This window comes from Listeria monocytogenes ATCC 19117 (assembly GCF_000307025.1).
GTDB classification, from domain to species: Bacteria; Bacillota; Bacilli; order Lactobacillales; family Listeriaceae; genus Listeria; species Listeria monocytogenes_B.
In genome coordinates this window covers 2,275,847-2,298,446 of sequence record NC_018584.1, presented here as the reverse complement: position 1 = coordinate 2,298,446, position 22,600 = coordinate 2,275,847, and the positions used below count along the sequence as shown (strand labels likewise).

Annotated in this window: 22 protein-coding genes and 1 other annotated feature; of the genes, 20 read left to right on the top strand and 2 right to left on the bottom strand. The window is 35.8% G+C overall.

Annotation, left to right across the window (positions count from 1 at the left end):
- Window positions 1–97 precede the first annotated feature (97 nt).
- The 3 genes from fabF to LMOATCC19117_RS11285 all read left to right on the top strand — a co-directional run bounded on the left by fabF (window position 98) and on the right by LMOATCC19117_RS11285 (window position 2,313).
- A complete protein-coding gene (gene fabF / locus LMOATCC19117_RS11295) occupies window positions 98–1,339 on the top strand; it encodes a beta-ketoacyl-ACP synthase II (protein ID WP_003727843.1) in 1,242 nt (413 codons plus the stop codon).
- 121 nt (window positions 1,340–1,460) lie between these two features.
- Window positions 1,461–1,913 (top strand): MarR family winged helix-turn-helix transcriptional regulator, encoded by a 453-nt coding sequence (locus LMOATCC19117_RS11290; RefSeq protein WP_003727844.1) that lies wholly within the window; start codon window positions 1,461–1,463, stop codon window positions 1,911–1,913.
- Window positions 1,897–2,313: an organic hydroperoxide resistance protein gene (locus LMOATCC19117_RS11285; protein ID WP_003722322.1), complete on the top strand. Its 417-nt coding sequence runs from the start codon at window positions 1,897–1,899 to the stop codon at window positions 2,311–2,313. The genes LMOATCC19117_RS11290 and LMOATCC19117_RS11285 overlap by 17 nt, the downstream gene beginning before the upstream one ends.
- A 55-nt stretch (window positions 2,314–2,368) precedes the next feature.
- Here LMOATCC19117_RS11285 and trpS read toward each other — a convergent pair whose 3' ends face one another.
- Both trpS and LMOATCC19117_RS11275 read right to left on the bottom strand, forming a co-directional pair.
- Window positions 2,369–3,364, bottom strand: a complete 996-nt coding sequence (gene trpS / locus LMOATCC19117_RS11280) for a tryptophan--tRNA ligase (RefSeq protein ID WP_003724614.1) — start codon at window positions 3,362–3,364, stop codon at window positions 2,369–2,371.
- Between the two features lie 64 nt (window positions 3,365–3,428).
- Window positions 3,429–3,654, bottom strand: a binding site (T-box leader).
- Window positions 3,655–3,698: 44 nt separating this feature from the next.
- Window positions 3,699–4,043 carry a DUF3899 domain-containing protein gene (locus LMOATCC19117_RS11275; protein ID WP_003727845.1) on the bottom strand — a complete coding sequence of 115 codons (345 nt, stop codon included), beginning with the start codon at window positions 4,041–4,043 and terminating at the stop codon, window positions 3,699–3,701.
- 623 nt (window positions 4,044–4,666) lie between these two features.
- Here LMOATCC19117_RS11275 and LMOATCC19117_RS11270 point away from each other — a divergent pair.
- The 17 genes from LMOATCC19117_RS11270 to LMOATCC19117_RS11190 all read left to right on the top strand — a co-directional run bounded on the left by LMOATCC19117_RS11270 (window position 4,667) and on the right by LMOATCC19117_RS11190 (window position 22,460).
- The gene (locus LMOATCC19117_RS11270) at window positions 4,667–6,343 is read left to right on the top strand and encodes a peptide ABC transporter substrate-binding protein (RefSeq protein ID WP_003724612.1); all 1,677 of its coding nucleotides are present in this window, start codon (window positions 4,667–4,669) and stop codon (window positions 6,341–6,343) included.
- A 278-nt stretch (window positions 6,344–6,621) separates the two neighbouring features.
- Window positions 6,622–7,551 carry an oligopeptide ABC transporter permease gene (gene opp3b / locus LMOATCC19117_RS11265; protein WP_003724611.1) on the top strand — a complete coding sequence of 310 codons (930 nt, stop codon included), beginning with the start codon at window positions 6,622–6,624 and terminating at the stop codon, window positions 7,549–7,551.
- On the top strand, window positions 7,551–8,585 hold the full coding sequence (opp3C, locus tag LMOATCC19117_RS11260) for an oligopeptide ABC transporter permease (RefSeq protein WP_003724610.1): 1,035 nt from the start codon (window positions 7,551–7,553) through the stop codon (window positions 8,583–8,585). Before opp3b ends, opp3C begins: the two co-directional genes overlap by 1 nt.
- Before the next feature lie 17 nt (window positions 8,586–8,602).
- On the top strand, window positions 8,603–9,679 hold the full coding sequence (locus tag LMOATCC19117_RS11255; RefSeq protein ID WP_003722316.1) for an ABC transporter ATP-binding protein: 1,077 nt from the start codon (window positions 8,603–8,605) through the stop codon (window positions 9,677–9,679).
- Entirely contained in the window at window positions 9,676–10,644 is a 969-nt protein-coding gene (locus LMOATCC19117_RS11250; RefSeq protein WP_003722315.1) for an ABC transporter ATP-binding protein, read from the top strand. Before LMOATCC19117_RS11255 ends, LMOATCC19117_RS11250 begins: the two co-directional genes overlap by 4 nt.
- A gap of 319 nt (window positions 10,645–10,963) precedes the next feature.
- Window positions 10,964–11,359 carry a transcriptional regulator SpxA gene (gene spxA / locus LMOATCC19117_RS11245; protein WP_003720569.1) on the top strand — a complete coding sequence of 132 codons (396 nt, stop codon included), beginning with the start codon at window positions 10,964–10,966 and terminating at the stop codon, window positions 11,357–11,359.
- A gap of 231 nt (window positions 11,360–11,590) precedes the next feature.
- The gene (gene mecA, locus LMOATCC19117_RS11240; RefSeq protein ID WP_003724608.1) at window positions 11,591–12,244 is read left to right on the top strand and encodes an adaptor protein MecA; all 654 of its coding nucleotides are present in this window, start codon (window positions 11,591–11,593) and stop codon (window positions 12,242–12,244) included.
- A gap of 125 nt (window positions 12,245–12,369) precedes the next feature.
- Window positions 12,370–13,485 (top strand): competence protein CoiA, encoded by a 1,116-nt coding sequence (locus LMOATCC19117_RS11235; protein ID WP_072219607.1) that lies wholly within the window; start codon window positions 12,370–12,372, stop codon window positions 13,483–13,485.
- Between the two features lie 72 nt (window positions 13,486–13,557).
- Complete coding sequence (gene pepF / locus LMOATCC19117_RS11230; protein ID WP_003724606.1) at window positions 13,558–15,363, top strand: oligoendopeptidase F; 1,806 nt, start codon at window positions 13,558–13,560, stop codon at window positions 15,361–15,363.
- A 298-nt stretch (window positions 15,364–15,661) separates the two neighbouring features.
- Complete coding sequence (locus tag LMOATCC19117_RS11225) at window positions 15,662–15,922, top strand: DUF3116 family protein (protein ID WP_003724605.1); 261 nt, start codon at window positions 15,662–15,664, stop codon at window positions 15,920–15,922.
- Window positions 15,923–16,132: 210 nt separating this feature from the next.
- Window positions 16,133–16,759, top strand: coding sequence for a heme uptake protein IsdC (gene isdC / locus LMOATCC19117_RS11220; protein WP_003724604.1), 627 nt, complete (start codon window positions 16,133–16,135; stop codon window positions 16,757–16,759).
- Between the two features lie 12 nt (window positions 16,760–16,771).
- Window positions 16,772–18,481, top strand: a complete 1,710-nt coding sequence (gene hbp2, locus LMOATCC19117_RS11215) for a hemin/hemoglobin-binding protein Hbp2 (RefSeq protein ID WP_003734378.1) — start codon at window positions 16,772–16,774, stop codon at window positions 18,479–18,481.
- Between the two features lie 86 nt (window positions 18,482–18,567).
- Entirely contained in the window at window positions 18,568–19,440 is an 873-nt protein-coding gene (gene isdE, locus LMOATCC19117_RS11210; RefSeq protein WP_003727849.1) for a heme ABC transporter substrate-binding protein IsdE, read from the top strand.
- Window positions 19,430–20,419, top strand: a complete 990-nt coding sequence (locus tag LMOATCC19117_RS11205; RefSeq protein ID WP_003730874.1) for a FecCD family ABC transporter permease — start codon at window positions 19,430–19,432, stop codon at window positions 20,417–20,419. The genes isdE and LMOATCC19117_RS11205 overlap by 11 nt, the downstream gene beginning before the upstream one ends.
- Window positions 20,400–21,179 carry an ABC transporter ATP-binding protein gene (locus LMOATCC19117_RS11200; protein ID WP_003734379.1) on the top strand — a complete coding sequence of 260 codons (780 nt, stop codon included), beginning with the start codon at window positions 20,400–20,402 and terminating at the stop codon, window positions 21,177–21,179. The genes LMOATCC19117_RS11205 and LMOATCC19117_RS11200 overlap by 20 nt, the downstream gene beginning before the upstream one ends.
- Before the next feature lie 3 nt (window positions 21,180–21,182).
- A complete protein-coding gene (srtB, locus tag LMOATCC19117_RS11195) occupies window positions 21,183–21,923 on the top strand; it encodes a class B sortase (protein ID WP_003724599.1) in 741 nt (246 codons plus the stop codon).
- 60 nt (window positions 21,924–21,983) lie between these two features.
- Window positions 21,984–22,460 carry a siphovirus Gp157 family protein gene (locus LMOATCC19117_RS11190; RefSeq protein ID WP_003724598.1) on the top strand — a complete coding sequence of 159 codons (477 nt, stop codon included), beginning with the start codon at window positions 21,984–21,986 and terminating at the stop codon, window positions 22,458–22,460.
- Window positions 22,461–22,600 lie beyond the last annotated feature (140 nt).

The following is a 22,600-nucleotide window of genomic DNA, read 5'->3' as shown; positions in this document are numbered from 1 at the left end:
ACTATTATTAATTTTAAATAAAGCCTTAACTTTATACTAGCTGCTGTCATTGGACAGAAGTTGTTTTTTATGAATCGCAAAATAAGGAGATGAGTAAATGGATAAGAGAAGAGTAGTTGTTACTGGTATTGGAGCTGTTACACCTATTGGAAATGATGCGGAAACTTCTTGGGAAAACGCAAAAAAAGGTGTTAATGGTGTTGCAAAAATGACAAGACTTAATCCGGATGACTTTCCGGTTAAAATTGCAGCAGAATTAAAAGATTTTGATGTAGAAAAATATCTAGAGAAAAAAGAAGCTCGTAAAATGGACCGTTTTACGCATTATGCAATTGCAAGTGCTGAAATGGCCGTGCAAGACTCTGGTTTAGTTATTGATGATTCCAATGCAAACCGAGTTGGTGTTTGGATTGGTTCAGGAATTGGTGGAATGGAAACTTTCGAAACACAATATGAAATTTTCTTAAATCGCGGTCATCGCCGAGTTAGCCCGTTTTTCGTACCTATGATGATTCCAGATATGGGTTCAGGCCAGGTTTCTATTCGTTTTGGTGCTAAAGGCATTAATTCTACAACAGTTACAGCTTGTGCAACTGCAACAAACTCAATCGGCGACGCGTTTAAAGTTATTGAGCGTGGAGACGCTGATGCAATGATTACTGGTGGAGCAGAAGCGCCGATTACTAAAATGTCACTTGCTGGTTTTACTGCTAATAAAGCTTTGTCATTAAATCCAGATCCAGAAACTGCATGCCGTCCGTTTGATAAAGATCGTGATGGTTTTATTATTGGTGAAGGCGCAGGTATCGTTATTTTAGAAGAATACGAACATGCAAAAGCACGTGGGGCAAAAATTTACGCTGAAATCGTTGGTTACGGTGCAACAGGAGATGCTTACCACATTACTGCTCCAGCTCCAAACGGTGAAGGTGCTGCGCGCGCAATGAAAATGGCGATTGATGATGCTGGCCTTACCCCTGATAAAGTAGATTATATTAATGCCCACGGAACAAGTACACCGTACAATGATGAATACGAAACACAAGCTATTAAAACTGTCTTTGGAGATCATGCGAAAAAATTAGCGATTAGTTCTACTAAGTCAATGACTGGACATACTCTAGGTGCGTCTGGCGGAATAGAAGCTATTTTCGCCCTATTGACTATTCGTGATAATATTATTGCACCAACGATTCATTTGAAAAACCAAGATGAAGTTTGTGACTTGGATTATGTTCCAAATGAAGCACGTGAGGCAAATGTAAATGTAGTAATTTCTAACTCTTTTGGCTTTGGTGGTCACAATGCGACTTTAGTATTTAAAAGAATAGAAGACTAAAATATAATCAAAAGCCTTACCTCTAAAAATGAGGTAAGGCTTTTTTTGAGCAAAAAACTAGCTTTCATTATTATGATTGGTTACAATTAAATTGTACACAACTTAAAAGGAGGAGAACATGTTGGACACGAATACACGCATATTAGAAGAGCAACTATGTTTTTCTGTTTACAATGCATCCAAACAATTTACTAAACTTTATCGTGAAGCTTTAGAGCCGTTTCAATTAACCTATCCACAATATATTGCTTTGCTTGTTCTATGGGAAGTTGAAGAACAAACTGTATCAGAACTTGGGAAGAGGTTGGCTTTAGATAGTGGAACTTTAACACCTATGTTAAAACGAATGGAGCATTTAGGATATGTTACACGGAGTCGTCATCCGGAAGACGAGCGCCGCGTTTATATTCGCTTAACAGAAAAAGCAATAAAAATACAACCTGACGTATTAAAAAGCGTGGACAACTGCCTTCAATTACTTGATTTCAAAGAATTAGACTACACACAATTACTTACCAAAATACAATCGTTAACGAAACAATTAGGAGGAATAGAAAATGAAAAAATTATATGAAACAACAGTCATTAATACAGGTGGAAGAAGTGGTGAAGTTCATTCGCCAGACAACGTATTTTACTTTGATATTTCTGCGCCAACAGAACTTGGTGGAGACGGCGGTGGTGGAACAAACCCAGAACAACTATTTGCGGCTGGATACGGAGCTTGTTTCAATAGCGCGTTAGAATTAGTTCTAGGAAAAGCTGGGATTGAAGCAAAGAGCACAGTAACAGCAACTGTCAGCTTATATAGTGATCCAGAAGACAACGGTTTTAAAATTGGTGTCGTATTAGAAGGAACTATCGAAGGACAAGATAAAGAAAAAACAGAAGCACTACTTAAAAAAGCACATGAAGTTTGTCCATATTCTAAAGCAACTCGTGGTAACATCGATGTGGAAATTAAAGTAGGTTAATGTTTAAATAAAAAAAGCCAATGACTTAGATCAACTAGTCATTGGCTTTTTTATATTATCTTCTGCGTTTGCGGCCAAGCCCCACGCCATTTTCCATTTTCTTCAATGTTTTATTAGCCACGCGAGCAGCTTTTTCTGCTCCTGCGTCTAATATAGTGTCCAGCTCCTCAGATTTTAGATAAGCATAGTACCTTTCTTGAATTGGCTCAAGTTCAGCAACAACTAATTCAGCTAAATCTGTTTTAAAATCGCCATAACCTTTTCCAACATATTTTTCTTCTATAGTAGAAATTGTTTCGCCAGTGATAACAGAATAGATAGTTAGTAAGTTAGACACACCTGGTTTTTCTTCTTTATTATATTCAATAATACCACTAGAATCGGTTACAGCGCTTTTGATTTTTTTTCTAATGGTAGCTGGTGGGTCAAGTAAAAAGATAGCATTTTTCAAATTGGCATCAGATTTACTCATTTTTTTCGTTGGATCTTGTAAGGACATTACTCGTGCGCCTTGTTTAGGAATGAATACTTCTGGCATCGTGAAAATATCTGCGTGCTTTTTATTAAATCGTTCTGCTAAGTCGCGAGTTAATTCGATATGTTGCTTCTGATCCTCGCCAACAGGAACTAAATCGGTTTGATAAAGTAAAATATCAGCTGCCATCAATGGTGGGTAAGTTAAAAGGCCAGCACTGACACCTGCTTTCCCATCTGATTTATCTTTGAACTGCGTCATACGTTCTAATTCGCCAATATATACGTTACATTGTAAAATCCATGCTGCTTGAGCATGTGCTGCAACTTCAGATTGAATAAAAAGAGTCGCTTTTTCAGGATCCAGTCCAACTGCTAAATAAAGAGCTGCTAAACTTCTTGTTTGCTCACGAAGCTTTAATCTATCTTGTGGAACCGTAATAGCGTGTTCGTCAACGATACAATAAAAACATTCATATTCATCTTGAAACTGACCAAACTGTTTCAAAGCTCCAATATAATTTCCTAAAGTTAATTGTCCACTAGGTTGAATTCCGGAAAATATTACTTTTTTCATGTTTATTCCTCCAATTTTTTCACTGATAGCGAAAATAAAAAACCGTCCATCCCAACATATAAATGTTAGGGACGAACGGTTATCCGCGGTGCCACCCTAAGTACCTAAAAAGGCTCTTAGCAATAGAAAATTTCTATTAAAGAAGTAACGGTCTTTAGCCGCTGTTCGCTACTGGCTTTCACAAACAGTCCTTAGAAGTCCATTCGATTTTGCGCTTTATCTGTTTCCACCAACCACAGACTCTCTATTATAAAGCAACAAAATGTACTAATCTTCCTATTAACGCATCAGTTATATTACTTTTATTCTATCAGTTTACAAAACGGCTTGTCAATTACAAAAACATACATAGAATACTAGATAGCATAACAAGTAGGGAACTAAACAAAATCCCAGCGTATCGAAGACCGACTAATTCAGATAAAGGCATATCTGAAAACTCATTTTCTTCTTCTCGTTTAATTTTGCGAGAAATACTTCGAAAACCATTATGAACGCGGTCTAAAAACCCACTTCTCATAATATAAACAAACAATCCAATTAGGAGCGCGATAAGTGCTACCATAAAGGAAATATCCACATAGTTGCTTAAACTAACACTCTGATTTTTTCCGAAAAGTAAAATACCAAAAATAATAGCTTCTTGAATAAGTGTATAAATAGTAATTCGTAAAAACATTTCTTCACCTCTAATTAAAATTCATAATTCACTCTATCACAATTTGGATAGAAAGACTATATGATAGAAGGAAGCTATCATTTAATGTTAGAAATTTGTCCGTTTTTAGTAAAATAACCTTCCAACTGTCTTTACAGATTATTAACAGAAAAATCGCTTTATATCAACGTTTTTCGAATTTATTACAAAATTTAATTAAATTTTTGATATTTTTATCTAGACAACAGCTCAAAAAAAGTATATAAATATAATAATCCTTTAAATTTTAAAGGGGTTCGATATTTTCGTTTATACAAAAAAGATAACTTCTTCCAGTTTTAACTTAATTGGCAAAGTTCATCGTAAATTTATCAATTTAAATGGTTATGTTTTCTGAAAACTTAATCAAAAGGTTTAGCAAAGTATACATAATTAATTCGATTTATTGCAAAATAGAGGATTGCGTAACACTTTCTGTTCAGAGTTTTCACGCAATTTCAATTTTGCCTTAATATTTTAATAACTTGTATCTTTCATCCTTGTTTTCATTTATCTTGTAAAAATAATTTACAAAGCCAGAATTCTTAGAGTATAATAGGTATCGAAACAATTTTTCAGAAAAATAAAAAAGGGAGGTCTACTTAGTGAAAAAATCTAAATTATTTCTTACACTTGGATTAACACTATTACTAAGCTTAGTCTTGGTAGCATGCGGAGGCGGATCAGATTCCAAATCCGACAAAAAAGGCTCAGATTCAGGAAAAGCTTCAGGAGAGCAAGTACTTAACTTGACAGAAAGCGCACTAATTCCTTCTGCAGACAGCACAAAAGCGGATGACCAAGTTGGTTTGAACGTTGTAAACCAAACAAACGAAGGTCTATATGCGCTTGACAAAGATGGTATTCCTGCCATTGCCGGTGCTGCTGAAGAGCCAAAAGTTAGCGATGACAAAACAGTTTATACAATCAAACTTCGTGAAGATGCAAAATGGTCAAACGGAGACCCTGTAACTGCAAATGACTATGTTTACTCATGGCGTCGTGCAGTTGACCCTAACACTGCTGCAACATATTCTTACCTATTTGATGCAATCAAAAACGGTGGAGATATCGTAGCTGGCAAGAAAAAACCTGAAGAATTAGGAATTAAAGCAGTAGATGATTATACTTTAGAAGTTACTCTATCTAAACCAACTGCTTACATTAACTCACTATTCGCATTCCCGACTTTCTTCCCACTTAACGAAAAATTCGTTACGGAAAAAGGCGAAAAATATGCACAAAATAGTGATAACATGTTATTCAATGGACCTTTCGAGTTGAAAGACTGGACTGGAACAAACAAAAAATGGACTTACGTAAAAAATGATAAATATTGGGATAAAGATAAAGTTAAGTTGAAACAAATCAACGTACAAGTTGTTCAAGACTCCGGTACTGGACTTAACTTATACAACACTGACAAAGTTGACCGTACTGTATTGAGTGCAGACTATGCTGCTCAAAACAAAAACAATAAAGACTATGTAACAGTGAATGATTCTTCTACTTTCTACATTAAATTTAACCAAAAACGTGCTGGCAAAGATACAGTATTTGCTAACAAAAACATCCGTAAAGCTATAGCTCTTGCGATTGACAAACAATCGTATACTGATACAGTTCTTAAAAACGGATCTAAACCTGCAAACAACCTTGTACCAGAAGGTTTCACTTTTGACCCAGGTAACAAAGAAGATTATACAAAAGAATCTGGCAAACATTTAGAATATGATGTAAAAGAAGCTCAAAAAGCTTGGAAAGCTGGTTTGAAAGAATTAGGAGTTAACGAAATTACAGTTGAATTCACTAGTGATGACACTGAAAATGCGAGAAAATCTTCTGAATTCATTCAAGACCAACTACAAAAGAACTTAGACGGTCTTACAGTTAAACTTAAAAACGTACCATTTAAAGTTCGTTTACAAAATGACCAAAACCAAGATTACGATTTCTCTATGAGCGGCTGGGGTCCTGACTATCAAGATCCATCCACTTTCTTAGATCTATTCGTAACTGATGGTGCACAAAACAGAATGAGTTATTCTAACAAAGACTACGACAAGATTTTAAATGATGCTTCTGTAACTTATGCAGCTGACGATCAAAAACGTTGGGATGAAATGGTTAAAGCAGAAAAAATCCTTCTTACGGATGATGTAGCTATTCAACCACTTTATCAACGTTCTACTGCATACCTACAAAAAGACTACATTAAAAACTTGCAAAAAAATCCATTTGGTCCAGATTACACTTACAAAGAAACATACTTGACTAAATAAAATATTAGTCTTTAAGAAATGCTTGACGGAAAGAGAGAGTATATTTCGATATGCTCTCTCCTTTTGCTGATGATTTTCATGTGTTATAATTAAAAATTAAAGTATCCTTTTCTAGTCTTCTAGAAACCTAACATTCGAAAAATGAAGTTTTTTTCCTAACTAATTTGCACTAATGCAATAAAAGTTTAGAAATGTAGAAAAAGGCTCACTAAACTTGCGAATTTGGTTAGGAATAACTTTTTTTATATATTAATTAAAACTGGGAGGTGTAGAGATAGATGGTTAAATATACGTTAAAAAGAGTATTATATATGCTTATAACGTTATTCATCATTGCTTCGGTTACGTTTGTTCTTATGAAATTCTTACCTGGTACGCCTTACCGTAATCAGGAGAAACTATCTGACGAACAAATTCACATGATGAATGAAAAATATGGACTAAATGATTCAATTCCAGTCCAATACTTAAATTATATGACAGGTTTGGTAAAAGGTGACTTAGGTGTTTCCTTCCAACTTGATAATAGACCAGTGTCTGAGATTTTAAGTGCACTGATTGGTCCATCTGTCCAATTAGCACTCGAGGCAATGGCTTTTGGTGTTATTTTTGGTATTTTACTAGGGGTAATAGCGGCCATGTATCAGAATAGGTGGCCGGATTATACGAGTACATTTATAGCAATATTAGGTAAGTCAGTTCCATCTTTCGTATTTGCGACTGTTTTACAATACTGGCTTGGAGCAAAACTTCAAATTTTCCCAGTAGCAGGTTGGGGTACGTTTGCAGATACTATTCTGCCAGCATTCGCACTTGCGATGTTCCCGCTTGCAACAGCAGCTCGTTTCATGAGAACAGAGTTAATTGATGTATTTGCATCTGATTATGTTCTACTAGCCAAAGCGAAAGGGAATAGTAGAACGGAAGTAGCAGTTAAACATGCGATTCGTAATGCACTTATTCCTTTAATTACAGTTTTAGGACCATTATCAGTTGCACTGATGACTGGTTCCCTTGTTATTGAAAATATTTATAGTATTCCTGGTATCGGTAGCCAATTCGTTTCTTCTATTCAAACAAATGACTATCCAGTTATTATGGGAACTACAATTTTATTTGCTGTCATGTTGGTATTTGTTATCTTGGTAGTGGATATTCTTTACGGATTGATTGATCCTCGAATCCGTGTGTCTGGAGGTAGAAAATAATGGCAGAACATAAAATTGCAAAAGAAAGATTTCAGCCAGCACACATTCTGGATGCAGAAGCAGAGAAAATTAATCGTCCAAGTTTAACTTTCTTGCAAGATTCTTGGCTTCGTATTCGTAAAAATAAAGCGGCTTTAGTTTCTCTAATTGTATTAGCACTTGTTATTATCATGGCAATTGTTGGGCCTTATTTATCACAAAATCTAGGACCAAAACATGATATTAACCGACAAATCACTGAAAATGCGAGTCTTCCTCCAAAAGTTCAAGGCTTTGAAAATATGCCTTTCTGGAATGGTCATCAATCTATTGGTGGAGAAGATGTTGATATTTATAAACAAAATAATATTAAAGAGGGTACTTACTACTGGTTAGGTAGTGATACGCTTGGACGTGACCAATTTGCTCGTATTTGGGCTGGTACACGTGTATCTCTTATTATTGCTGTTGTAGCAGCGCTTTGTGACCTTATAATTGGGGTTGCTTACGGTTTGATTTCTGGTTATGTTGGAGGCCGTGTAGATAATTTCATGCAACGTGTTTTAGAAGTTATTGGTGCAATTCCAAACTTAGTTGTGGTTATTTTAATGATGTTAATACTCGAACCAGGTATTGTATCTATTATCATAGCAATCGCAATGACGAGTTGGATAACGATGGCCCGGGTAGTCAGGGGACAAGTTTTAAAACTTAAAAACCAAGAATTTGTTATGGCTTCCATGACTTTAGGGGAATCTACTCCTAAAATTCTTATAAAACATTTAATACCAAATATTTCTGGGATTATTATCATTAACATCATGTTTAGTATTCCTAGTGCGATTTTCTTTGAAGCCTTCTTAAGCTTTATTGGGCTTGGTCTTCCAGCGCCAGCAGCGTCTCTTGGTGTCTTGGTAAATGATGGATATAAAACATTACAAGTATTACCGTATATGATTCTGTATCCATGTATTGTACTTTGTATCATTATGATTGCATTTAACTTAATTGCAGATGGCTTGCGTGATGCCTTCGATCCTAAAATGCGCGATTAAAAGAGAGGTGAGGAAAAATGGAAAAGCTATTAGAAGTTAAAGATTTAAATATTTCATTCCACACATATGCCGGTGAAGTAAAGGCGATTCGTGGAGTTAATTTTGACTTATATAAAGGGGAAACCTTAGCGATTGTTGGCGAATCTGGTTCTGGTAAATCAGTAACGACAAAATCGATTATGCGTTTACTTCCAGAAGGTAACTCAGAAATTAAAAGTGGCCAAATTTTATTTAACGGAATGGATATCGCTAAAGCTCACGAAAAACAAATGCAAAAAATTCGTGGGAAAGATATAGCTATGATTTTCCAAGATCCAATGACATCATTAAATCCTACGATGACAATTGGTAAACAAATTTCTGAACCACTTATTAAGCACCAAAAAATCAGTAAACATGAAGCACATAAAACAGCACTTCGTTTACTTCAATTAGTTGGTATTGCAAACGCAGAAGAAAGAATTAAACAATATCCTCACCAATTTTCAGGTGGGATGCGTCAACGGGTTGTTATTGCGATTTCACTTGCATGTAACCCACAAATTCTTATTGCAGATGAGCCAACAACAGCGCTAGATGTAACTATCCAAGCGCAAATTTTAGATTTAATGAAGGATTTACAGAAAAAAATTGATACGTCGATTATCTTTATTACCCATGACCTTGGTGTTGTAGCAAACGTTGCAGACCGTGTAGCTGTTATGTACGGTGGTAAAATTGTTGAAATCGGAACAGTTGATGAAATTTTCTATAATCCACAACATCCTTATACATGGGGACTAATTAGCTCTATGCCTACTTTGGATACAGATGATGAAGAATTATTTGTTATTCCTGGTACGCCACCTGATTTACTTCATCCTCCAAAAGGGGACGCATTTGCTGCGCGTAATAAATACGCAATGCAAATTGACCTTGAAGAAGAGCCACCACTATTTAAGGTGTCTGATACACATTATGCGGCTACATGGTTGCTTCATCCTGATGCACCAGAAGTAACGCCACCTGATGCTGTATTACGTCGCCAAGAGCAGTTTGCGGAACTTCATCCTGGCATGCAAGCTGTCCATGCGAAAGGGGTAGAAGTAGAATGACTGAACAAAGAGAAAAATTATTAGAGATTCATAATCTAAAACAATACTTCAACAAAGGTACTGCAAGTGAAGTACGCGCGGTTGATGATATTTCTTTTGATATTTATAAAGGTGAAACACTTGGTTTAGTAGGTGAATCTGGTTGTGGTAAATCTACAACTGGGCGTACTATCATTCGTTTATACGATGCAACTGGCGGAGAAGTTATTTATAACGGTAAAGATGTGCACGCACGTAAAAGCCGTAAAGAAATGCTTGAATTCCGTCGTAAAATGCAAATGATTTTCCAAGATCCATACGCATCTTTAAATCCGCGTATGAAAGTTAAAGATATCATTGCTGAAGGTATTCGTATTCATGGCCTTGCTAAAACACCTGAAGAAACGAATAAACAAGTATACGATTTGTTAGAAACAGTTGGATTAAGTAAAGAACATGCTGGCCGTTATCCACATGAGTTTTCCGGCGGTCAACGTCAACGTATTGGTATCGCTCGTGCGCTTGCTGTTCAACCAGAATTCATTATTGCCGATGAGCCTATTTCCGCACTAGATGTATCTATCCAAGCGCAAGTAGTAAACTTATTACGTCAATTGCAGAAAGAAAAAAATCTAACTTACCTATTCATTGCCCACGATTTATCAATGGTTAAATACATTAGTGATCGTATTGGCGTAATGTACTTCGGTAAATTAGTAGAGTTAGCGCCAGCAAATGATTTGTATCATGCGCCGCTACACCCTTATACAGAATCACTTTTATCCGCGATTCCTTTGCCAGATCCAAATTATGAACGTACTCGTGTGCGTAAAACATATGACCCAACGTCTCATAACTATAAAGATGGCGATGAAATTAAAATGCGCGAAATTGCTCCTGGACATTTTGTTTATTGTTCAGAAGAAGAAGAAGTTATGTATAAAGAAAAGCATGCTAAGCTAACTGCTGAAGCTGCTGCGAAATAATAGGAAAACATCAATCAGAGTAAAATTTGATTGATGTTTTTTTTACAAAATTAAAATTCTCATGAAATTCTCATAAAAAAGCTATTTTTTTCATGTGATTTTAGTTTAAACAAGTTATAGTAGGGGTATCATATACATAACGGCTTGCTAACAATGGTTTTACATATTTGGAAAGAAAATTTTTGAAAATAGTATATGGAATTTCACAAAATTAGTGTATAATGAAGTGTAAGTTCTTTAATGAATTTTCCAAATAGAGATATTGCTAGAATTTCGTTATATGAATGAAACAATACCCGATAAGGAGTGTGAATGTCTAATGGTAACGTTATACACTTCACCTAGTTGCACATCTTGCCGAAAAGCTCGTGCATGGTTGGAAGAACATGATATCCCTTATAAGGAAAGAAACATTTTTTCTGAGCCACTTAGTTTGGATGAAATTAAAGAAATTCTTCGTATGACTGAGGATGGTACAGATGAAATTATTTCCACTCGTTCAAAAACGTTCCAAAAACTGAACGTGGATTTAGATAGTCTTCCTTTGCAACAACTATTTGAATTAATCCAGAAAAATCCTGGCTTATTAAGACGTCCTATCATTATTGATGAAAAACGTTTGCAAGTTGGGTACAATGAAGATGAAATTCGCCGTTTCTTACCGCGCCGTGTACGTACGTATCAACTACGTGAAGCGCAAAAAATGGTTAACTAAGATTGATAAAAGTGGTTGCCAAGGATTCCATTCAATTGGATTCTTGGCGCTTTTTTTGTAGTTTAAGTAAATGTTCTTGAATTTTTTTCGCTTTTCAGCTAAGATAAGATTCCACCAAGCAAATCGAAGGAAAAATGGTGGTACTATTTCCTAATATGAGCTACAATGAATTTAACCAATTAAGTTTTACCCTTCATTGTCAATGACTAAGAAGGAAGGGAGAGTGTGACGATGGAAATTGAACGAATTAATGAGGATACAATCAAGTTTTATATCTCTTATCTGGATTTGGAAGAGCGAGGTTTTAACCAAGAAGATGTTTGGTATGATCGCGAGAAAAGTGAAGAGCTTTTCTGGGATATGATGGATGAGCTGAAATATGAAGAAGAGTTCTCTCCGGAAGGTCCGCTCTGGATACAAGTCCAAGCCTTAAAACATGGCTTAGAAGTATTCGTAACAAAAGCTACAATTGGTGGAAAAGGCGAAGATGGCTTCGATGTCACGCTTAGCTCGCCAGATGAGCTTGCAGAAGAAAAAATCGAAAAACTACTCGAAGAAAACTTTAATCCAGTGAAGAAAGAAGCACTTGGAGACGATGATACACTAGAGTTTATTTTAGAGTTCCGTGATTTTGAAGATGCTATTTCTCTTTCACGAGCGACTGGACTAGAAAATTTAGTAACTAAGCTATACTCGTATCAAGGAAAGTATTATTTGAATGTAGAATTTCCTGAGAATAAATATGATGAATCTAACATTGACAATGCCGTTAGTATTTTGCTTGAGTACGGTTTAGAGTCGAATTTAACTGGTTATATGCTAGCTGAGTACGGAAAAGTAATCTTTGACGTTCCTGCATTAAAGCAAATTAGAAAACATTTCTAAAATAGTATTTTAAAGCCCCGTTTGTGCTGAAAAATAGCCAAACGGGGCTTTTTTGTGATTTTAAAAATAAGAAAGGAATTTGGATGCTCCTTGGCGAATAATAATATTAAAGAGCTAATAGGAGAGTGATAATTATTTTTACAGCCAGAAATAACATGGGAGAAACTTTTACTATTACTAAGATGAATGTGGAACGAATCAAGCAAGAAGAAAGACTGTTTTGTAAGTCTTGTGCAAGCCCAGTAATGATAAAAGCAGGACAGATAAAAATACCGCACTTTGCCCACGAGAAGACAATGAAGTGTGCATTTGCTTCTGAAGGGGAGAGCGAGGAACATTTAGCAGCTAAAAAACAAATCATGGCCTGGTATTGCTATCAAAGTATTCCTGTGGAAGTGGAAAGTTATTTTCCAGAAATAAAACGACAAGCAGATATTTTTGTGAATGGGAAGGCAGTAATTGAATTTCAACGTTCTTCTATTTCAATTAGTGAAATGATTCAACGAACAATGGACTACTTATCAATTGGATTAGAAGTTCACTGGATACTCGGGCAAGTGGTTAAGAAGGAGAAGGGACGTATTTGTCTTTCTGCATTCCAGCAAGCCTTTATTCAATCTGATAAGAAATTGGGTTATCATTTTTGGCACTATTCTACTGAGCGAGAGATTTGTACACTTTATTATCATCTAACATTTGAAAAAGGAAATCGTTTTTTCGCAAGTGAAATGAAATTTTCTATGAAGGCACCTTTTAGTGAATGGAAGAAGAAGTTAGCTAGAATTATTACACGCCATGCCTATGTAAAACGAGATAGAGAACTCGAAAGACAAAAAATTTGTTTTTATTATGCTAAATTTAAAAAACATGGACAATTTATGCAAAAATTATTTAATGCCGGTTATTATTTGCATTATTTACCGAAAGAGATAGGTGTGGATTTAGAAGAACAATTTTTAGTTATCACACCTGCTGTTGAATGGCAATTTGATTTGTGGGAAAAGTTTTTTAAAGGTCTGGAGAAAGGAGATACTTTTAGCGAATGCTGCTTTTTTGAGAGTTTTCAATCAGTTGTAACCCAAATTTTAACTATCTGGCTTTCTCCAAATGAAAGTTTGAAGTTAGGAAAATCATATCTTTCTTATTTGATTGGTGAAGGGGTGTTATCTACCATACCAGATAATCGATATCGTGTGAAACGGAAAATGGTTTTTACTAATACTCGAGCAGCACATATATAATCATCTGTTTTGCTTTTTTAGTTATTTTGGCTCATAATAAAAACAAAATGACTATGGTTGGGGGTTTTAATATTGAGTAAAACAAATGCATTACCTTTAAGAGAAGAAGTACCAGAAAATCTAACTTGGGATTTAACTACGATTTATCCAAACGATGAAGCTTGGGAACAAGCATTTACAGATTTGCAAAAAATCACAGAAGAAAGCGAGCAATTTAAAGGGCGTTTATCGGAAAGCAGCCAGACACTATATGAAGCACTTCAATTTCGAGATAATGCATATGATTTAATTAGTAACTTATATGTATATGCGCATTTGAAAATGGACCAAGATACAGCTAATGCGAAATATCAAGGTTTACATAGTCGCGCAGGAAGCCTAGTTACAAAGCTAATGTCTGCACTGTCTTATTATGATCCTGAAATTTTAGCTATGGACGAAAGCGTTTTAAAACAATTTTTAAATGAGAACAAAGATTTACAATTATATGCGCATTTACTAGAAGAGTTAAATTTAAGCCGACCGTATATTTTAAGTGAGAAAGAGGAGGCTTTACTAGCTAACGCAGGTGAAGTGCTTGGCAGTTCGTCTAATACTTTTAATACCTTGAATAATGCAGATATGAAGTTTCCAACCATTAAAGATGAGAACGGGGAAGATATCGAAATTACTCATGGTCGTTTCGGGAAATTGTTGGAAAGTAATGATCCGCGAGTTCGTCGTGAAGCGTTTCTTGGTGTGTATTCTGTTTATGAAGGCCTAAAAAACACCTTAGCCTCTACTTTGAATGGACAAGTGAAGAAGTCTAATTTTTATGCTTCCACTCGTGGCTACACGTCAGCTCGTGAAGCGGCTCTTTCTGGGAACCATATTCCTGAAACAGTATATGATTCCTTGTTAAAATCAGTAAATGCGAATGCAGATTTGCTTCATCGTTATGTGAAGTTACGTAAAGAATTACTTGGCTTAGAGGAATTGCATATGTATGATCTTTATACGCCACTTTCTGATGATGTTAATTTGGAGTTTACTTATGAAGAAGCGAAAGAACTTGTGCTTGAAGCGCTTAAACCGCTTGGTGATGAATATCAAGCAATTTTAAAAGAAGCATTTGATAGTCGTTGGATTGATGTGATGGAAAATAAAGGAAAACGTAGTGGAGCCTATTCTTCTGGTTCGTATAGTACGAGTCCTTATATTTTACTCAATTGGCAGGATAATATTAACAATGTTTACACACTTGCGCATGAATTAGGGCATAGTGTGCATAGTTATTATACAAGAAAAAACCAACCATTTGTTTATGGTGATTATTCGATTTTCTTAGCGGAGGTTGCTTCGACAACAAATGAAAATTTACTAACTGATTATCTTCTTAAGAAATATGATGATCCAAAAGTTCGTGCTTACTTGTTGAATCACTATTTGGATGGATTCAAGGGTACTGTATTCCGTCAAACCCAATTTGCTGAATTTGAACATGCTATTCATCAAGCGGATCAAGAAGGAGTGGCGCTGACTGCGGATTACTTGACCGAAACATATTTTGATATTAACAAGAAATATTACGGAGAAGCGATGGTTTATGATGCTGAAATCGGTTATGAATGGTCTCGTATTCCGCATTTTTATATGAATTATTATGTGTTCCAATATGCGACTGGTTTTTCTGCAGCATCTGCATTGAGTGCGAAGATTTTAACAGAAGGCCAAGAAGCGGTGACTGCCTATATTGATTTCTTGAAAGCGGGAAGTTCGGATTATCCTATCGATGTGTTGAAAAAAGCAGGAGTTGATATGGCAACTCCTAATCCGGTGGATGATGCACTAAAAGTATTTGAACAAAGATTAGATGAACTAGAAAAATTAGTTAAATAATATATTGTGAAATTTGCTAAAAAAAGACATCGTAGCGATAATGGCTGCGAGTCTTTTTTTTCGTATGTTTGAGTGATGCCAATATTCATAGGATAGACAAATAAAAATAGGTATGTGAACTATTGAATTATAAGCGTTTATATGGTATATTATAACCGTGAAATAAATCACAAACAAATACCCCCTTTATTTGATTGTGTGAATTTCTCCTTTTGATTGCGCTGTAAGAAGCCGTGGCATTTTGCTACGGCTTTTTACGTTATTACGATACTAACTCAGAATTAAAGGAGGATTAAAGATGGAATTTGAAGATGAAAAATTACTACGAGAAGTACTTCTTTTTGCGGGAAGTGTAGATACGAAGATTAATGATATGTCACTTGAAGTGATTGATTTTGGAAATCTGCGGGACTATACAAAAAATGAAGTACTACTAACGCTTTATTGGTTGGAAGAGAATGGCTTTTTAACAAGAAATAATAATATTGCAGAAAAAAGATATACGTTAACTTTAAAAGGGGAATTACTATATGATCGCTTTTCTCAAATAGAAGAGTAAAAGGAAATAATTATTAACCATGGATGGTTGTTGCTATTCATGGTTTTTTTGCGTTTTTAATTTGTGAAAAAGCAATCTGTTGTTGACAATGATAATCATTATCAATTAAAATGATAATTAACGTATCCTTTTACATAAACTTTTACTCCACTTTTATTAGTGGGGGTTTTTTATAAATAGTAGTTTTTATTAAAGAAGGGAGATTTAAGTATGAAGAAAGTTTTAGTTTTGGCTGCTTTTATTGCCTTATTCAGTTTTTCGTTTCTTTCTACGGGATTAACGGCACAAGCTGCTCTTAAGGATGGCACCTATTCGGTTGATTATACGGTACTACAAGGGGATAGTGATTCCGTATCTATGGCGAATGACTATTTTGATAAGCCTGCAACGGTAACTGTAAATGGAGGTAAATCTACTGTTAGTTTGCAAGTGAACCATAGTAAGTGGATTACTGGTTTATGGGTCGAAGGTAGTGCGGTTAGTGTGACTTCGAAAAATACAGCGAATGATACTCGAAAAGTGTCGTTTCCTGTGTCGACTTTAAGTAGTCCTGTTAATGCAAAAATCAAAGTAGATATTGATGATGACGATTTAAATTATCATCATGAGTATCAAATCAAGTTACGTTTTGATGAAGGTTCTGCTAAAGCATTAGCTGGCGCGGTAAAGTCTTCTGATAATAACGATACAGCAACCCCAGCAACAAAAAGTGACTCAAGTAATAAAGTAGCAAATCCGAAGTCTAGTGATTCTAGCCAAATGTTTTTATATGGAATTATTTTTGTTGCAGCAGGGACAGGGTTAGTTTTACTTAAAAGACGTGCGATTTTTAAATAAAGGGGGATTATGATGAAGAAATTATGGAAAAAAGGTTTAGTAGCTTTCTTGGCTTTGACACTTATTTTTCAATTGATACCTGGTTTTGCTAATGCGGCTGATTCTCGTCTGAAAGATGGCGGGGAATACCAAGTTCAAGTGAATTTTTATAAAGATAATACAGGGAAAACAACGAAAGAATCTTCAGAGGCAGATAAATATATTGACCATACAGCAACGATTAAAGTAGAAAATGGTCAACCTTATATGTACTTAACAATTACAAATAGTACTTGGTGGCAAACAATGGCGGTTTCAAAAAATGGGGCTCGTCCAGAAAAGCCAGCACAAGCGGATGTTTATCAAGATCGTTATGAAGATGTTCAAACAGTGAGCACAGACGCAGCGAAAGATACGCGTGTAGAGAAATTCAAGCTTAGTTCTTTAGATGATGTTATTTTCTCTTATATGCATATTAAAGTAGATGCAATTAGTTATGATCACTGGTATCAAGTGGATTTAACCATTGATCCAAGTACTTTCAAAGTTATTTCAGAACCGGCTATTACAACACCTGTGACTCTTTCGGACGGAATTTACACGATTCCTTTTGTAGCGAAAAAAGCAAATGATGATAGCAACTCAAGCATGCAAAATTATTTTAATAATCCTGCTTGGCTGAAAGTGAAAAATGGGAAGAAAACTGTTGCAATGACAGTAAATGATAATAAAACAGTAACAGCTTTAAAAACAAATCTTGCTGGAGCTTTGCAAGATGTTAAAGTAGTTTCTGAAGATAAAGATGCAAACACGCGTATTGTGGAATTTGAAGTGGAGGATTTAAATCAACCACTTGCGGCTCATGTTAATTATGAAGCGCCGTTCAATGGTTCTGTATACAAAGGACAAGCAGACTTCCGTTATGTGTTTGATACAACGAAAGCAACTGCGGCTAGTTCGTACCCTGGTAGTGATGAGACGCCTCCTGTAGTAGATCCAGGCGAAACAAAACCACCAGTAACAAAACCTGATCCAGGTACAACGAATCCACCAGTGACTACGCCGCCAACAACACCAAGTAAACCGGCAGTAGTTGATCCTAAAAATTTACTGAATAACCATACGTACTCCATTGATTTTGATGTATTTAAAGACGGAACAACGGAAACTTCTATGATGGAAAGCTATGTGATGAAACCGGCTTTAATCAAAGTAGAAAATAACCAACCTTATGTTTATTTAACTTTAACAAACAGAAGCTGGATTAAAACTTTCCAGTATAAAGCAAATGGTGTTTGGAAAGATATGGAAGTTGTTTCCGGAGATATCAACAAAAATACGAGAACCGTCAAGTATCCTGTAAAAGATGGCACGGCTAATACAGATGTAAAAACGCATGTATTAATTGAAGATATGCCAGGCTTCTCTTACGACCATGAGTATACGGTTCAAGTAAAACTTAATGCAGCAACAATTAAAGATATTACCGGGGAAGATGTAACGTTAAAAGAACCGGTGAAAAAGGATATTTTAAATACTGGCAATGTAGCGAATAACAATAATGCTGGGCCAAAATTGGCAAAACCCGATTTTGATGACACAAATTCTGTTCAAAAAACGGCAAGTAGCACAGAAAAAAATGCGAAAACGAATGATTCATCAAGTATGGCATGGTACGTTACGTTATTTGGAGCTTCCTTCCTTTATTTAGCTTATCGATTAAAACGTAAAAGATTGAGTTAATAAAACTAGTAAAAGCGAGTTAGGTTGGGGGTTTCCTTTGCTTAACTCGCTTTACCGATTTTATTTTATAAATGGGGGAATTAGTGATGAGGAAAATGGCTGTCATATCTTTGATGTTATTACTTTTTTTAGTTGGCTGTGGAAAGGAAGAGGCGGCTCAAAAGCCTGAACAAAAATCGGAGAAGGAGCCAAAAATTGTGGCGACTACGGTAGCGATTACGGAAATTATGGATAAACTTGATTTGCCACTCGTTGGAATTCCGACTAGTTCTAAAAAACTTCCGGAGCGTTATGCAGATGTAAAGGAAACTGGGTCGCCTATGGGGCCTGATTTGGAAATTATTCGGATGTTGAAGCCAGACATGGTCCTTTCAACGAAAACGCTAGAAGCGGACTTAAAGGCTGGGTTTGAAGGGGCCGATTTAAAAGCGGACTTTCTAGACTTTACGAGTATTGCCTCGATGCAAACAGAAATTAAAAAACTTGGAGCAGAATTTGATCGTAAAGAGGAAGCAGCTAAATTAAATGGTGATTTAACGAATGAGATTGATAAGGTGAAGTCGAGCGTGGCGAAAAAGAAAAAGCCAACTGTTCTTATTCTGATGGGGGTTCCGGGCAGCTACTTAGTTGTAACGGAACATGCGTATATTGGTGATTTGGTCAAACTTGCTGGTGGAGAAAATGTCATTAAGGACCAAAAAGTAGAATATTTAGCTTCTAATACAGAATACTTACAAAGTGCCAATCCTGATATTATTTTGCGGGCGGCTCATGGTATGCCTGCTGAAGTGGTTAAAATGTTTGACGAGGAATTTAAAACAAATGATATTTGGAAACATTTTGATGCGGTGAAAAATAATCGGGTGTATGATTTGGATGAAAATTTATTTGGTATGACAGCGAGTTTGAATGCACCAGAAGCACTACAGGAAATGGAAAAGATGCTTTATGACAATTAAGCAAAAAAGTTCTTTTGGGGCTGTAATTATTTTATTGATTGGGACTATTTTGTGGGCAGTTCAGGCGGGAAGTTTGTCGATGTCGATTCCAGCTTTTTTGAGTGGGGTTTTTAGTGGCGGAAATGAGATGGTGAATGTCGTGATTGATTTGCGATTTCCGCGGATTATTATTGCCCTGATAGCTGGTGCGGCGCTATCGGTTTCAGGGTTGTTACTTCAAGCTGTGATGCGGAATCCGCTTGCTGATGCTGGGGTGATTGGGATTTCTGCGGGTGCGAAATTTTTTAGTTTTGTGATTATTTTATTTTTACCGGAATTATATTTTTGGTTGCCACTTTTTTCTTTTATTGGGGGAGCACTGGCTTTTTTTCTAGTCTTTTTGTTTAGTTATCGTTCTGATTTTAATCCGCTTCGTTTTATTATTATTGGGATTGCGATTAATGCGGTTTTTACAGGGCTGAGTGATGCGTTATCTTCGCAAGTGGCGCTTGTTTCTAGTCAGTCGGCCAGTAGTGCTGCAAGTTTGGCAATGAAAAAATGGTCCGACGTGGAAACTTTATTGATATATGTAACGATTGGACTGATTTGCGCGCTTTTACTTGCTAAATGGTGCAATGTGTTGGGGCTTGAGAATAAGATGGCTAGAGGCTTTGGTGTGCCGGTTAATAAGACACGTATTTGGCTGGCATTGATTGCTGTACTCCTTGCGTCAATTACCACGGCGGTAGTTGGTGTTATTGCGTTTGTTGGTTTACTTGTACCACATATTGCCAGAAAACTAGTTGGCGGAAATTATCAAATACTTGTGCCGTTTTCAATATTATTTGGGGCTTTATTGCTACTTTTCGCGGATACGCTAGGCAGAACGTTATTTCAACAAATGGAAATCCCTGCGTCTGTGATTATGCTTATTATTGGTGGTCCGTTCTTAATCTTTTTAATGCGAAAGGGTGATTTTTATGGAAGTAAGGGACGTTAATTTTAGTTATAATGGAACGGATGCGATTTTAAAAAATGTCTCCTTTACTATCCAGAAAAATAAAATCAATACGATTGTTGGGCCAAATGGTAGTGGGAAATCTACTTTGTTAGAAATTTTGGCTAGACTCCTTTCGCCTGATTCTGGTGATGTTTTACTAGAAGGGAAATCGATTTTTGAATGGAAAGCAAAAGAATTTGCGCAAAATGTAGCGATTGTTCATCAAAATAACGTTCTTCCGAATGAACTAACGGTGAAGGAATTGCTTTACTTTGGTCGTCTACCTTATAAAAATTGGCGAATGACTCGGACGAAGGCGGATGATCTGGCTGTTGAGCAGGCTTTGATGCAAACGGAGCTAACTGAAAAAGCGGAGAAATTTGTTGATAGTCTTTCTGGAGGAGAGCGGCAGCGTGTTTTTATAGCAACAGCATTGGTTCAAGATACACCTATTTTGCTGTTGGACGAGCCGACGACATTTCTGGACATGTATTTTCAACTAGAAATTTTAGAGTTAGTAAAACGGTTAAATCAAGAAAAAAATTTGACTATTGTAATGATTTTGCATGACTTAAACCAAGCGTTGATGTATAGTGACCATTTGATTGTGATGAAAAATGGGAAAGTGGTTGCAAAAGGAGTACCAGGAGAATTACTAACAACGGAGCTGATTGCTGAAACTTATGGTGTAGTTGCGAAGGTTTTAAACGATGCGAACACTGGGAAATACATTGTTCCTCAAAAGCGAAAGGAGTTTTAAAGAGTGAAAATAAAATCGTTTTTGGGGAAAAGTTTGACCTTGGTTGTGTTAGTGGTTTTTCTTTTTTCTGGATGGAAAATTGGAATGGAACTGTATGAAAATAAGCATAACCAGACAATCCTAGATGATGCGAAAGCTGTTTACACAAAAGATGTTGCTACTACAAATGTGAATGGTGAAGTACGTGATGAGCTTAGAGATTTGCAAAAATTAAATAAAGATATGGTTGGGTGGCTGACGATTGCAGATACGGAAATAGATTATCCAATTTTGCAAAGTACGGATAATGATTACTATTTACATCACAATTATAAAAATGAAAAAGCACGAGCGGGCAGTATTTTTAAAGATTATCGGAATACGAATGAGTTTTTGGATAAAAATACGATCATTTATGGGCATAATATGAAAGACGGATCCATGTTTGCGGATTTACGTAAATACTTGGACAAAGATTTTTTGGCGGCTCATCCAACGTTTTCCTATGAATCGGGCTTGGCGAATTATGAAGTGGAAATCTTTGCTGTGTATGAAACGACGACTGATTTTTATTACATTGAAACAGAATTTCCGGAAACAACTGATTTTGAGGATTATTTACAAAAAGTGAAACAACAATCTATGTATAAATTAAATGTAAAAGTTAGTGGAAAGGACCGAATTATAACACTTTCAACTTGCGATACAGAAAAAGATTATGAAAAAGGACGGATGGTTATTCAAGGAAAATTAGTAACAAAATGAGAAAGCACCAAAATATAATAACATTTGGCGCTTTTTCCTTTTTTGGAAAGGGTGCGAACGATGAAACTATATGAACTAACCGATAATTATTTAAAAGTACAAGAATTTTTGGAAGAAAATAATACTGATGCTGTGAAAGATACGTTAGATGCGCTTACTGATAGTTTTCATGATAAATCAGAGAATATTGTTAAACTTATTAAGTCTTTAGCTGCTGATGCTGAAATGGCGGGAATAGAAGCGAAACGACTTTTAAAACGAAAACAAGCACTAGAAAATAATGTTCAAAATTTAAAAAACTATTTACAAACAGAGATGGAACGAATGGAAATTAGAAAAATAAACAGTACACTTTTTACAATTCAAATACAAAAGAATCCACCAAGTGTGGAAATAGTGGAAGAAGCTTTGCTAAAATCGTTCTTTTTACTACAAGAACCTAAAATTGATAAAAAGCGAATTGCAGAGATACTAAAATCTGGTGAGGAAGTAAAGGGTGCTAGATTAGTTGAAAGCGAATCGATTCGAATAAGATAAATAAAACAACCAAAATCGTTGAATTCTTCAACAATTTTGGTTGTTTTTTGTTAATAATGACATTTTTGCGGCTATAAACGTAAAATAGTTCACATTTTCGTAACAAACTGTCCTATTTTTTGTACCTTGAGAACATTTAG